General features: G+C 51.1%; 12 protein-coding genes and 1 pseudogene. 6 read left to right on the forward strand and 7 right to left on the reverse strand.

The window, feature by feature from the left end:
- Nucleotides 1-508: 508 nt before the first annotated feature.
- Nucleotides 509-2,014 carry a dipeptide/tripeptide permease DtpA gene (gene dtpA, locus OGY67_RS06010; protein ID WP_020996425.1) on the forward strand — a complete coding sequence of 502 codons (1,506 nt, stop codon included), beginning with the start codon at nucleotides 509-511 and terminating at the stop codon, nucleotides 2,012-2,014.
- Between the two features lie 104 nt (nucleotides 2,015-2,118).
- The gene (gstA, locus tag OGY67_RS06015) at nucleotides 2,119-2,724 is read left to right on the forward strand and encodes a glutathione transferase GstA (RefSeq protein WP_003832787.1); all 606 of its coding nucleotides are present in this window, start codon (nucleotides 2,119-2,121) and stop codon (nucleotides 2,722-2,724) included.
- A 76-nt stretch (nucleotides 2,725-2,800) separates the two neighbouring features.
- Here gstA and pdxY read toward each other — a convergent pair whose 3' ends face one another.
- From pdxY to anmK, 5 genes are all read right to left on the reverse strand, one after another.
- Entirely contained in the window at nucleotides 2,801-3,661 is an 861-nt protein-coding gene (pdxY, locus tag OGY67_RS06020) for a pyridoxal kinase PdxY (protein ID WP_286573774.1), read from the reverse strand.
- A gap of 64 nt (nucleotides 3,662-3,725) precedes the next feature.
- A complete protein-coding gene (tyrS, locus tag OGY67_RS06025) occupies nucleotides 3,726-5,000 on the reverse strand; it encodes a tyrosine--tRNA ligase (RefSeq protein WP_100272513.1) in 1,275 nt (424 codons plus the stop codon).
- Nucleotides 5,001-5,126: 126 nt separating this feature from the next.
- The gene (gene pdxH, locus OGY67_RS06030; protein ID WP_003029169.1) at nucleotides 5,127-5,783 is read right to left on the reverse strand and encodes a pyridoxamine 5'-phosphate oxidase; all 657 of its coding nucleotides are present in this window, start codon (nucleotides 5,781-5,783) and stop codon (nucleotides 5,127-5,129) included.
- 59 nt (nucleotides 5,784-5,842) lie between these two features.
- Nucleotides 5,843-6,172, reverse strand: a complete 330-nt coding sequence (gene mliC, locus OGY67_RS06035; RefSeq protein WP_003029170.1) for a C-type lysozyme inhibitor — start codon at nucleotides 6,170-6,172, stop codon at nucleotides 5,843-5,845.
- Nucleotides 6,173-6,259: 87 nt separating this feature from the next.
- Entirely contained in the window at nucleotides 6,260-7,381 is a 1,122-nt protein-coding gene (anmK, locus tag OGY67_RS06040) for an anhydro-N-acetylmuramic acid kinase (RefSeq protein WP_008784673.1), read from the reverse strand.
- 274 nt (nucleotides 7,382-7,655) lie between these two features.
- Between anmK and slyB the strand changes: the two genes are divergently transcribed.
- Nucleotides 7,656-8,123: an outer membrane lipoprotein SlyB gene (gene slyB / locus OGY67_RS06045; protein ID WP_003029175.1), complete on the forward strand. Its 468-nt coding sequence runs from the start codon at nucleotides 7,656-7,658 to the stop codon at nucleotides 8,121-8,123.
- Nucleotides 8,124-8,169: 46 nt separating this feature from the next.
- Here slyB and slyA read toward each other — a convergent pair whose 3' ends face one another.
- Nucleotides 8,170-8,610 carry a transcriptional regulator SlyA gene (gene slyA / locus OGY67_RS06050; protein WP_008784672.1) on the reverse strand — a complete coding sequence of 147 codons (441 nt, stop codon included), beginning with the start codon at nucleotides 8,608-8,610 and terminating at the stop codon, nucleotides 8,170-8,172.
- A 192-nt stretch (nucleotides 8,611-8,802) separates the two neighbouring features.
- Between slyA and OGY67_RS06055 the strand changes: the two genes are divergently transcribed.
- The 3 genes and pseudogenes from OGY67_RS06055 (at nucleotide 8,803) to OGY67_RS06065 (ending at nucleotide 11,942) form a co-directional block, all read left to right on the forward strand.
- Nucleotides 8,803-9,039, forward strand: a complete 237-nt coding sequence (locus OGY67_RS06055; RefSeq protein WP_003029180.1) for a DUF1656 domain-containing protein — start codon at nucleotides 8,803-8,805, stop codon at nucleotides 9,037-9,039.
- A gap of 2 nt (nucleotides 9,040-9,041) precedes the next feature.
- Nucleotides 9,042-9,905 carry an efflux RND transporter periplasmic adaptor subunit gene (locus tag OGY67_RS06060; RefSeq protein WP_071446502.1) on the forward strand — a complete coding sequence of 288 codons (864 nt, stop codon included), beginning with the start codon at nucleotides 9,042-9,044 and terminating at the stop codon, nucleotides 9,903-9,905.
- Nucleotides 9,902-11,942 (forward strand): annotated as a pseudogene (locus tag OGY67_RS06065) (FUSC family protein). Before OGY67_RS06060 ends, OGY67_RS06065 begins: the two are co-directional and overlap by 4 nt.
- On the opposite strand, the gene sodC reads toward OGY67_RS06065, so the two are convergent.
- Complete coding sequence (gene sodC, locus OGY67_RS06070) at nucleotides 11,918-12,442, reverse strand: superoxide dismutase [Cu-Zn] SodC (RefSeq protein ID WP_100272515.1); 525 nt, start codon at nucleotides 12,440-12,442, stop codon at nucleotides 11,918-11,920. The pseudogene OGY67_RS06065 and the gene sodC overlap by 25 nt on opposite strands.
- Nucleotides 12,443-12,497 lie beyond the last annotated feature (55 nt).

Below are 12,497 nucleotides of genomic sequence, written 5' to 3' on the forward strand. Positions count from 1 at the left end.
TGCAATATTCTTGTTAATTAACACCTGAGCAGGTTAATCGTTTTTTTAGCAAAAGAAATTTCTATCTATACGTGATCCAGATCATCCAGCTAACACAATGTTAATAAATTTTTATTTTTTAGTTAAGGTGACAATTAGATGACCTAACTGCACAGTTTCTAAACAAAACATTACACTGCCTATTTTTCAGATAATGGCCTATATCACTGGATTCAACCTTAAATAGCAGAACATATCGCCACATTGCGGTTGTGGTGGTGATTAAATAGTGTAAAAATCTGCCATTTTAGAAATGAAGAAATTTAACGCTAGATAACATTTCACAGCCCCGACGATTTCACCAGTCATGATATATGTAACAGATTATTACAAACCACTTGTCTGAAGGGTCAAGATAGTGAACATTACTTGCCGTTTCCCCTCCCACTATAACAATCGGACGGATGAACTTGACTCATCACGTACCTGAACACCCCCGTTGATATGGGATGTAAAAAAAGAGGTAAAAGTGTCTACTGCAAACAATAAACCAACAGAAAGCGTAAGTTTAAACGCCTTCAAACAACCAAAAGCGTTCTATCTCATTTTCTCTATTGAGCTGTGGGAACGTTTTGGTTATTACGGCCTGCAAGGGATTATGGCCGTCTACCTGGTTAAACAGCTGGGTATGTCAGAAGCGGATTCCATCACCCTTTTCTCGTCCTTTAGCGCCCTGGTGTACGGTCTGGTTGCCATTGGCGGCTGGTTAGGTGATAAAGTTCTGGGAACAAAACGTGTCATTATGCTGGGTGCCGTTGTGCTGGCCATCGGTTATGCGTTGGTAGCATGGTCCGGTCACGATGCGGGTATCGTTTATATGGGCATGGCGGCCATCGCGGTCGGTAACGGCCTGTTTAAAGCAAACCCATCCTCCCTGCTCTCTACCTGCTATGCCAAAGATGACCCGCGTCTTGATGGTGCATTTACCATGTACTACATGTCCGTCAACATCGGTTCATTCTTCTCTATGCTGGCAACACCGTGGTTGGCTGCGCGCTACGGCTGGAGCACCGCGTTCGCTCTGAGCGTCGTGGGTATGCTGATTACCGTTGTTAACTTCGCATTCTGTCAGCGCTGGGTTAAACAGTACGGTTCTAAACCTGACTTTGAACCGATCAACTTCCGTAACCTGCTACTGACCATTGCTGGCGTTGTGGTACTGATCGCGATTGCAACCTGGTTGCTGCACAACCAGCAGATCGCACGTATGGTTCTGGGCGTCATTGCACTGGGTATCGTGTTCATCTTCGGTAAAGAAGCCTTCACCATGCACGGTGCTGCGCGTCGTAAAATGATCGTCGCCTTCATCCTGATGCTGGAAGCGATTATCTTCTTCGTGCTGTACAGCCAGATGCCGACCTCACTGAACTTCTTTGCGATTCGTAACGTTGAGCACTCTATTCTTGGCATTGCTTTCGAACCTGAACAGTACCAGGCACTGAACCCGTTCTGGATCATCATTGGTAGCCCAATCCTCGCTGCTATCTATAACAAGATGGGCGATACCCTGCCGATGCCGACCAAGTTTGCGATTGGTATGGTGCTGTGTTCCGGTGCATTCCTGATCCTGCCGCTGGGCGCGAAATTCGCTACCGATGCAGGCATCGTTTCCGTTAACTGGCTGATTATCTGCTACGGTCTGCAAAGTATCGGTGAGCTGATGATCTCCGGTCTGGGTCTGGCAATGGTGGCACAGTTAGTTCCGCAACGCCTGATGGGCTTCATCATGGGTAGCTGGTTCCTGACCACTGCCGGTGCAAACATCATCGGTGGCTACGTCGCTAACATGATGGCTGTACCAGAGAACGTGACTGACCCGCTGATGTCCCTTGAAGTCTACGGTCGTGTGTTCCTGCAGATTGGTGTCGCAACGGCTGTTATCGCTGTTCTGATGCTGCTGACGGCTCCGAAACTGAACCGTATGACTCAGGACGATGACGTCAATGAGAAAGCCTCTAAGGCCGCGACAGCGTAATTCTCAGGGAAACTCATTTTCAGGCCGCTAACTGTTGTTAGCGGCTTTTTTTTTGCCTGAGGTAGCACTACCATACGATATACCTCAGCCAAAAGGAGTTACCGATGAAACTGTTCTACAAACCGGGCGCTTGTTCTCTCGCTTCCCACATCACACTTCGTGAGAGCGGTAAAGATTTCACGCTGGATGGTGTTGATCTGATGAAGAAACGTCTGGAAAATGGCGATGATTTTTTCGCGGTAAACCCAAAAGGGCAAGTTCCTGCACTGCTGCTGGATGACGGTACGCTACTTACCGAAGGTGTCGCCATCATGCAATACCTGGCGGACAGCGTGCCAGACCGCCAGCTCCTTGCCCCTACCAGCAGCCTCTCCCGTTACAAAACCATCGAATGGCTTAACTACATTGCGACTGAACTGCATAAAGGCTTTACGCCACTGTTCCGTCCCGATACGCCGGAAGACTTTAAGCCAACCGTTCGTGCGCTGCTGGAGAAAAAAATGCAGTATGTGAACGACTCGCTGAAAGATAACCAATGGATCTGCGGCCCGCGCTTCAGCATCGCCGATGCCTATCTGTTTACCGTACTGCGTTGGGCCTATGCGGTTAAGCTGAATATGGCAGGATTAAGTAATATTGACGCCTATATGGCGCGAATGGCTGAACGCCCGGCGGTTGCCGCAGCGCTGAAAGCAGAAGGGTTAAATTAATAGTTGTTGCCGGGTGGCACTTACCCGGCCTACAGCTAAAATATGCCCGATAAGCGTGAGCGCCATCGGGCATTAATTACAGCTGAGTTGCACTAAAGTAGTGTTCAGGCTTCGCGATACGATCCTGTGCGGCCACAACCTGCAGCTCATACTCGTGCATATTTTTAGTGGCAATCATCACTTCGTACACCGCCGCAGTCACATGCTCAAGCGCCTGCTGTAAAGATGCGCCCTGCAGCAGTTTTACCAGCAACAAGCCACTCGTCACATCACCCACACCAACCGGTTGACGTGCGCCAAAATCGACTAACGGACGACTGATATGCCACGCCTGTTCAGCGGTGACCAGCAGCATCTCGAAACGGTCGGTGCTGATACCTGCGCGTGCCAGATGCTTCACCAGTACAATTTCTGGTCCCTGAGCGATCAGTTCACGCGCTGCTGCAACGGCCTCGTCGACATTGTTCACCGCATGCTCGCACAGAATTTCGAGCTCAACCAGATTCGGGGCAATAATGTCACTAGCCGGGAGCGCATGGCGTACATGAAATTCCGCCACTCCGGGTGCGACAATACACCCCTTTTCAGGGTGTCCCATCACCGGATCGCAAAAGTATTTTGCCTGCGGGTTTGCCGCTTTTACTTTGCGAACAATACTCAAAATATCCTCGCCCTGTTCTGCTGAGCCAAGATAGCCGCTCAGTACTGCGTCACAGGTCTGGAGTTTATCAATATCAGCAATGCCCTGAACAATTTCAGTCAGGTGGCTCGGCGGCATAACGCAACCGGTCCATTTGCCATACTGCGTGTGGTTTGAAAACTGAACGGTATTCAGCGGCCAGACATTTGCGCCAAGACGACGCATCGGAAATTCTGCTGCACTGTTGCCCGCATGACCAAAAACAACGTGGGACTGGATGGCGAGGATATTCTTCATTTTACTTACCACAACCCTGAAAAAATAAAGGGGCGTAGTTTCCCACGCCCCTGCTAACTCAATCTTACTTCCAGCAAATCAGACAATAGTTCTTCTTGCCACGGCGCAGTAAGGTATAGCGCCCGAACAGGATATCATTATCCTGGAAGAAATATTCCGGATCGGACTGCTTCTCACCGTTGATGGTTACCGCGTTTGACGCAATGGTCTTACGTGCCTGACCGCGAGAAGGTTGCAGCTCGGAGTCCACCAGCGCCTGCATCAAATCGGCACCTTTGTCCATCTCGATCATCGGCACGCCATCCTGCGCCAGCTGTTCGAAATCTGCTTCACTCAAATCGCTGAGATTGCCGTTGAACAAGCTTTCGGTAATGCGTTTTGCCGCGACCAGACCTTCTTCACCGTGAACCAGACGCGTAACCTGTTCGGCCAGAACATACTGGGCACGCGGCGCTTTACCGCTGTTTTTATCTTCTTCTTCCAGCGCATTGATCTCTTCAATGTCCATGAAAGTAAAGAATTTCAGGAAGCGATAAACGTCCGCATCGGCGGTGTTGATCCAGAACTGGTAGAATTTGTACGGACTGGTTTTCTTCGGATCCAGCCACACTGCGCCGCCTTCCGTCTTACCGAATTTGGTGCCATCAGCTTTAGTGATCAGCGGAACGGTCAGACCAAACACCTGATTCTGGTGCAAACGACGGGTTAAATCGATACCCGAAGTAATGTTACCCCACTGGTCAGAACCACCAATCTGCAGTGCCACGCCGTGCAGTTTGTTCAGGCAGGCAAAGTCATAACCCTGCAGCAGGTTGTAAGAAAACTCGGTAAAGGAGATCCCCTGATCGTCACGGTTCAGACGCTGCTTAACCGCTTCTTTGTTGATCATCTGGTTAACGGAGAAGTGTTTGCCGATATCACGCAGGAAAGTCAGTACGTTCATACCGCCAAACCAGTCGTAGTTGTTCGCAGCAATCGCCGAGTTGTCGCCACAGTCGAAATCGAGGAACGGTGCAACCTGTTTGCGGATTTTATCCACCCACTCCTGCACGGTGTCTTCGGTATTCAGTTTACGCTCGGCGGCTTTAAAGCTCGGGTCACCAATCAGACCGGTTGCGCCACCTACCAGTGCAACAGGCTTATGGCCTGCCTGCTGGAAGCGTTTCAGGCATAACAATGGAACCAGATGCCCCAAATGCAAGCTGTCAGCGGTAGGATCGAAGCCGCAATAGAGCGCGATCGGGCCTTGCGCCAGTCGCTCTGCTAACGCTTCCTCGTCCGTCACCTGGGCCACCAGCCCCCGCTCTTGCAATTGTTTAATCAAGTTACTGCTTGCCATCAAAATCTCCATGTATAAAACGACTGCACCTTTGCCGGTACACGACTTTTCGCCTGATGCGAAAGAAACATAGAATAAAGCGCCGGATTGATCAGCACCAGCGCTTAAAACAAGAAATTTGCATCTTTAGGGGGCCAGACGATCAATTTTCCACGCGTTATCTTCGCGTTGGTATAAAAAACGATCGTGCAGACGGTTTTCACCGCCCTGCCAGAACTCCATTTGTTCAATACTCACGCGAAAGCCGCCCCAGAAACTGGGCAGAGGAACTTCCCCTTGCTGAAACTTCTGCTTCAGTTCGAGGAATTTGCTTTCGAGAATACCGCGCGCGGAGATTCGACTGGATTGTTTTGAGACCCAGGCGCCAATCTGACTGTCGCGTGGGCGACTGTGGAAGTATTTCACCACTTCGAGTGTGGAAAGACGCTCTGCCTTGCCGATCACCATCACCTGCCGTTCCAGCGTATGCCAGGGAAATAAAAGGCTGATGCGTGGATTTTTCTCGATCTGATGCGCCTTACGGCTACCAAGGTTGGTATAGAACACCAGCCCTTTGTCATCATAATGTTTGAGTAACACGATGCGCTGATACGGCTGACCATTTTCATCGACGGTCGCAACGACCATTGCGGTGGGATCGGCCAGTTTGGCATCACAGGCTTGCCCCAGCCAGCGCTCAAACAGCGCAAGGGGTTCGGCGGGAAGATCGCGGCGGCGAAGACCGCCTTTCGTGTATTCACGGCGCAGATGCGCGATTTGCTGCAATTCGTCGTTATCAGACATGATGTTGGGCTACGGATTGTCAGTGGGTGACGCTATTGTGCGCCGCCCAGGTGAAAATCTCAACGCTTCGGGTTCTGTAACTGACAGTTATTTAGCACAATTCTGTCTCGTTTATAGACCGTTGCCTCGTCGCCTTTAGACCAAAATACGTAGATACCATCGGTATAACGTGCACCTGATGCCGACACGCCCTGTTTGAGGTTCAATAGCTGATTATCATAAACAAAGCTTGCCGTCTGGCGGGTATTGTTCAGCTTCACGGTCAGCGGTTTTTCGTCGCAGCGGTATTCAAGCGTATCCGTTTGCATACGCTCGACAAATTGGTTGTACACACTACAACCGCTAAGCAGTACGGGCAGACACACTAACAACAGTTTTTTCATAGCCATATCCTGAAGACTTTCCTGGTCCTGGAGGGTAATGGCACCCTCCCTAATATCCTTAGTTTACCGGCATACCGCGCTGAATAATTTCAGTTAACTCTGAGTTCGCGGATTGGCAGGATAAATTGCCCCTAAAACACTCGGCTCTGACGCCCCCGTCACAGAAGGTAAATTTCCCGGTAATCCGGCCAGCGTTCGCCACGCCAGCCAGGCAAAGGCTAACGCTTCCATATCATCACCGCTGATCCCGGCTTCATCGGTAGAGGTAACCTCTGTACCCGGTAATAATGCCGCCAGACGCATCATCAGCAGTGGATTACGGCTCCCTCCACCGCAAACCATGAGTCGATCACAGCCGCCGCTTAACAAGACCTGCTCTGAAATGGTTACTGCCGTCAGTTCGGCAAGCGTCGCCTGTACATCTCGTGGGCTAATTCCCGGAAACTGCGCCAGATGACGCTCTATCCAGCCGTAATTAAAATACTCACGGCCGGTGCTTTTCGGCGCAGGCGCGGAAAAATAAGGGTCGTTAAGCATATTCTGCAGCAACGGCAGGATCACCGTTCCTGAAATGGCCCACTGCGCATCTTTGTCGTAGGGCTGGCCACATTGCCGCCAGATCCATGCATCCATCAGCATATTGCCCGGCCCGGTGTCGTATCCGCGAACGGGTTGTTGCGGAATAAGCAGAGACAGATTGGCAATTCCGCCGATGTTTAACACCATTCGCCGTTCGGTTGGATGTGCCAGCAGTGCCTGATGAAACGCGGGAACGAGCGGTGCACCCTGCCCGCCGAGGGCGATATCACGTCGACGAAAATCACCGACTACGGTTATCCCGGTACGCGCGACTATCTGGTTGTTATCACCAATTTGCAGCGTGTGCGGCGCAGCACCGTTCGGTTCATGCCACACGGTTTGCCCGTGGCAACCAATCGCAACGATATCCTGCGGTTTCAATTTTTCTTGCGCCAACAGCGCATTCACCGCCTCAGCAAATAGATAACCGAGCTGTGCATCTAACTGACCAAACTGAGAAAGTGTAAGCTGCTGCCCCTGGCAGATATCCAGAATCGCTTGTTTAACATGGATGGGGATGGGCCAGGTCAGACTCGCCTGCTGCGCAACCATCGTTTCATCTATTGTCGCCAGCACAACATCGACGCCATCAAGGCTGGTTCCAGACATTACACCGATAAAACGGCCCGATTTCATAGGTCATCCTTTTAAGCAAATTAGCCTTGACACTCAACCATAAAGTGTCGACTAATGCCATGCTTCCTTAATGATTTTTGGTGGCTAATCATTACAATGATCGTTTAATTACATCAATTACATGAATGATTCGTTTATACTCGGTTGATCCGATTTCGGTTAAGATTTTCATATTGTTCCAGTAGAACATGTGACCTTAGGCTCACAAATGCCATATAATTTAGCCATGAAGGGTGCTTTATTAGCGTTTCGTGGTGACAAAGGAGATTTGTAAATGATTAAACGTGTGCTGATTGTTTCATTAATGGGCGTATCTTTAGCGGGTTGCGTTAACAATGACAGCCTTTCAGGCGACGTATATACCGCATCCGAAGCGAAACAAGTTCAGAACGTTACCTACGGTACGATTGTTCATGTTCGTCCGGTGCAAATCCAGGGTGGCGATGACGCAAACGTGATTGGTGCTATTGGTGGTGCGGTACTCGGCGGGTTCCTTGGTAACACCGTCGGCGGCGGTACGGGTCGTTCATTAGCGACGGCTGCAGGTGCAGTTGCCGGTGGCGTAGCGGGTCAAGGCGTACAAGGTGCGATGAATAAAACCCAGGGTGTGGAACTGGAAATCCGTAAGGATGATGGTAATACCATCATGGTGGTTCAGAAACAGGGTGCGACCAAGTTTTCAGCCGGCCAGCGCGTTGTTATGGCTAACAACGGCAGCCAGGTTACCGTGTCTCCACGCTAATCGAATTCACGTGTGGTCAGGCTCTGGCCACACGTAACTTATCGTTTCAACCTTGTGACTGCAGTTCAATAATATTGTGTTCGAGTTTGGCAACCAGCTTAATCAGCAGATCAATTTCCTCAGCTGAAATCCCTTCCAGAATTTCTCCACGTGTTTTGTTGATCACCGCTTCCATATCAGCGATCAGCGGCTCAGCCTTCTCTGTCAGTTTAATTCTCTTAGCTCGACGATCGCTGGCGCAAGTCTGTCGTGAAATGAGTCCCTTTTCTTCCAACTGGTCAAGCGTACGTACCAACGAAGGCTGCTCGATGCCAATCGCTTTAGCCAACTGAATCTGCGATTGATCCGGCGGCAACTGATGAATGTTGTGCAGCGTAACCCAATGCGTCTGCGTCAACTCCAGAGGTTTCAGGCGATGGTCAATCAGAGCACGCCAAATGCGCACCAACCGTGCCAGATCAGAACCTAATGGCGATTCCAATTTCATCTCCTTATAATTAGCTTGCTAAGTTATTGTGCTGATTTTAGAATAGTGTGCAGCATTTGTATTCCCAAAACAAATGTATTGCCAAATTTGCTTACCGGCTGACATTTTTTCAGACATTATGCGTTACGGAGACTCATTGTCCCTTTTTTGCTAAACCTATAGCAATGCTCTCTTCCGCCAAGGATTTTGCCCGTGAAGTTTATGTTTAATGCAACAGGATTGCCCCTACAAGATTTAATGATCGGCGCATCTGTCTACTTTCCTCCTGTTTTCAAGGCGATTGTAGCAGGATTTATTCTCTGGCTGGTTGTTCATCGCCTGCTGCGCGACTGGATTTACTCCGGCGAAATCTGGCATCCCCTGCTAATGGATCTGTCACTCTTTACGCTTTGCGTATGTCTGGCCTTTGTTATGCTGATAGCGTGGTGATTATGTCGCTTAAAACCGTTAAATACTTCTCCACTATTATAGTCGCTGCAATCGCAGTTTTCGCCGGATGGTGGATGTGGAATTACTATATGCAATCGCCCTGGACACGTGATGGCAAAGTACGTGCTGAGCAGGTCAGCATCACGCCGCAGGTGTCAGGCAGCATTAGCGAACTCTATATAAAAGATAACCAGTTTGTGAATAAAGGCGATGTCCTTTTTATTATCGACAAGACGCCATTTCACATTGCTGAACTGAATGCGCAAGCGCAACTAGCAAAAGCGCAGTCTGACCTGGCGAAAGCCAATAACGAAGCCAACCGCCGCCGTCATTTATCGCAAAATTACATCTCAGCCGAGGATCTGGATACCGCAAATCTCAACGTGAAAGCCATGCAGGCAAGCGTTGAAGCGGCTGAGGCCAGTTTGCGCCAGGCCCAGTGGCAGCTGACGCAAACGGTGGTCAAAGCCCCCGTAGCGGGTTGGGTCACCAATCTTTCAACCCGTAGCGGAGACTACGCTTCAACCGGTAAGCCCCTGTTTGCCCTTGTCGACAGTCACTCTTTTTATGTGATGGGGTATTTTGAAGAAACCAAATTGCGCCATATTCGAGAAGGCGCACCTGCGACGATTACACTCTACAGCGGCAATGTAAAGTTACAGGGTCACGTTTCCAGTATTGGCCGTGCCATCTACGATCAAAGTGTGGAAAGTGATTCCGGCCTGATTCCCGACATCAAACCCAACGTGCCGTGGGTGCGTCTGGCGCAGCGTGTCCCGGTACGCATCGAATTCGACGCCCTGCCGCGGGAGGTCACGCTGGTGTCAGGTACAACCTGCAGCGTATCCATCGGCCAGCGTAAATGAAACTGCCCCGCCTGACACCAGGCAATTTGCCGTGGTTTAAAGCCACGGCGGCACAGTGGCGTTATGCGCTGCGTAACACCATTGCGATGTGCCTGGCGTTAACTTTTGCTTATTATCTGAATCTGGACGAGCCCTACTGGGCGATGACCTCGGCGGCGGTGGTCAGTTTTCCCACCGTTGGCGGGGTTATCAGCAAAAGTCTGGGTCGCGTGGCGGGTAGCTTACTGGGTGCCACCGCCGCATTGATTATTGCCGGTCATACTCTCAATGAGCCGTGGCTGTTTTTGCTGAGCATGTCAGTGTGGATCGGTTTTTGTACCTGGGCATGCGCGCACTTCACCAATAACGTTGCCTACGCCTTTCAACTGGCGGGTTATACGGCGGCGATCATTGCGTTTCCCATGGTCAATACCGTGGAAATTACGCAGTTATGGGATATCGCGCAGGCACGCGTGTGTGAAGTCATCGTCGGTATCCTGTGTGGCGGCGTGATGATGATGATCCTGCCCAGCACCTCCGATGGCACCACGTTACTGACTGCATTGAAAAACATGCATTCACGTTTACTGGAACATGCCAGCCTACTCTGGCAACCAGAAACCACGGATGCCATTCGCACAGCCCATGAAGGTGTTATCGGGCAGATTCTGACCATGAACCTGCTGCGTATTCAGGCTTTCTGGAGTCATTACCGCTTTCGTCGCCAGAATGCTTTGCTCAATTCGCTGTTGCACCAGCAGTTACGGATGACCAGCGTGATTTCCAGTCTGCGCAGGATGCTGCTGAACTGGCCTAATCCCCCGTCCAACACCCGGGAAATCATCGAGCAGTTGCTCAGCGAACTAATAAAATCCAATGCGAATAGCTACACCGTCGCACGTATAATTGCCCCACTGCGGCCCGTCGATGCCCGCGACTATCGACACGTCGCCTTCTGGCAACGACTGCGTTATTTTTGTCGGCTCTACCTGCGCAGCAGTCATTATCTGCATTTACTGGAAAATGGTGTTACCGCCGAGCGTATTAATATCGCCCGCACGCCGGGACTTGCCCGTCATACCGATAATGCGGAAGCTATCTGGAGCGGGTTGCGTACGTTCTGCACTTTGATGCTTATCGGCGCATGGAGCATTGGTGCACAATGGGAATCAGGCTCTGGCGCACTCACGCTCGCCGCGATCAGCAGTGTGCTGTATTCCGCCGTTGCCACACCGTTCAAGTCGCTTTCTTTGCTGATGCGTACGCTGGTTCTACTGTCGCTATTTAGCTTTGTGGTTAAGTTTGGCCTGATGGTGCAAATTTCCGACCTCTGGCAGTTTATTCTCTTTCTCTTCCCGCTACTCGCCACCATGCAACTGTTGAAGCTACAAATGCCTGCCCTGGCAGGTCTTTGGGGGCAACTGATTGTATTTATGGGTTCGTTTATCGCGGTGACCAATCCGCCGGTATATGATTTTGCTGATTTCCTGAATGACAATATGGCGAAAATCACCGGCGTGGCGCTGTCATGGCTGGCCTTCGCCATTCTGCGCCCCGGATCGGATGCACGGAAAAGTCGCCGCCATATTCGCGCCCTGCGCCGGGATTTTGTCGATCAGCTCAGCCGACATCCATCGCTCAGTGAAAACGAATTTGAATCGCTGACCTATCATCACGTCAGCCAGCTCAGCAACAGTCAGGATGCGCTGGCGCGACGCTGGTTATTACGTTGGGGGGTCGTTTTACTGAACTGCTCGCATGTGGTGTGGCAACTGCGCACCTGGGAGGCGCGTTCCGATCCGCTGGCTCGCGTCAGGGACGTGTGTATCTCGCTGCTGCGCGATGTAATGAGCGAACGTGGCGTCCAGCAACGACCACTGAATGCCACGCTGAATGAGCTACAGCGCATCTGCGATACGCTTGCCCACCATCATCAACCCGCTGCGCAGGAACTGTCGGCACTGGTCTGGCGGCTACACTGCTCGCTTTCACAACTCGAACAGGCGCCGCCACCGGGTACTCTCAGTCGTTGATTATTTGATAACACCACAGGCGTAGCGCGCTCCGCCACCGCCAAGCGGTTTCGGTTGATCGGACATATTATCGCCGCCCACATGGATCATCAGCGCTTTGCCTTTAACCTCATCGATCGTTTTCAGCCGCGGCGCAACGACCGGCGTTGTGGCGTTACCTTCGTTATTCACCACCAATAGCGGCAGGTCGCCCATATGACCTGCGCCTTCCGGGCCTTCATGTTTACCGGTTTGATGCGGATCATAATGGCCACCAGCCGATTCTGCGGCTGAGGCTTTCCCTTCTTTAATCGCGGGTTGGCAGCTGCCGTTCATATGCACATGGAAGCCATGTTCACCTAGCGGCAACGCTTTCAGATCGGGCGTAAACTCCAGCCCCTTTGCGGTTTCAGCAATAGTGACCGTACCAATCGCCTGGCCGACGCCTTGCGATGTGACCAGATTCATCGTCACTTTTTCTTCACTGGCAGCCTGCGCACCTGCACAGGCAAGTAGAGTGATGATGGCCAAACTCAAACGCTTCATAAGACCTCCGTCCAAAAGGTGTCTGATTGTTAAGTGTAAACCAGTGACACAAATT

The organism is Citrobacter sp. Cpo015, from assembly GCF_030333035.1.
Classification (GTDB): domain Bacteria; phylum Pseudomonadota; class Gammaproteobacteria; order Enterobacterales; family Enterobacteriaceae; genus Citrobacter; species Citrobacter portucalensis.

Excerpts from the sequence above, each read along its gene's own strand:
- pdxH (WP_003029169.1), bottom strand. The coding sequence starts at position 5,783 with ATGTCTGATAACGACGAATTGCAGCAAATCGCGCATCTGCGCCGTGAA.
- sodC (WP_100272515.1), bottom strand. The coding sequence starts at position 12,442 with ATGAAGCGTTTGAGTTTGGCCATCATCACTCTACTTGCCTGTGCAGGT.
- slyB (WP_003029175.1), top strand. The coding sequence starts at position 7,656 with ATGATTAAACGTGTGCTGATTGTTTCATTAATGGGCGTATCTTTAGCG.
- mliC (WP_003029170.1), bottom strand. The coding sequence starts at position 6,172 with ATGGCTATGAAAAAACTGTTGTTAGTGTGTCTGCCCGTACTGCTTAGC.
- pdxY (WP_286573774.1), bottom strand. The coding sequence starts at position 3,661 with ATGAAGAATATCCTCGCCATCCAGTCCCACGTTGTTTTTGGTCATGCG.
- anmK (WP_008784673.1), bottom strand. The coding sequence starts at position 7,381 with ATGAAATCGGGCCGTTTTATCGGTGTAATGTCTGGAACCAGCCTTGAT.
- OGY67_RS06060 (WP_071446502.1), top strand. The coding sequence starts at position 9,042 with ATGTCGCTTAAAACCGTTAAATACTTCTCCACTATTATAGTCGCTGCA.
- slyA (WP_008784672.1), bottom strand. The coding sequence starts at position 8,610 with ATGAAATTGGAATCGCCATTAGGTTCTGATCTGGCACGGTTGGTGCGC.
- tyrS (WP_100272513.1), bottom strand. The coding sequence starts at position 5,000 with ATGGCAAGCAGTAACTTGATTAAACAATTGCAAGAGCGGGGGCTGGTG.
- gstA (WP_003832787.1), top strand. The coding sequence starts at position 2,119 with ATGAAACTGTTCTACAAACCGGGCGCTTGTTCTCTCGCTTCCCACATC.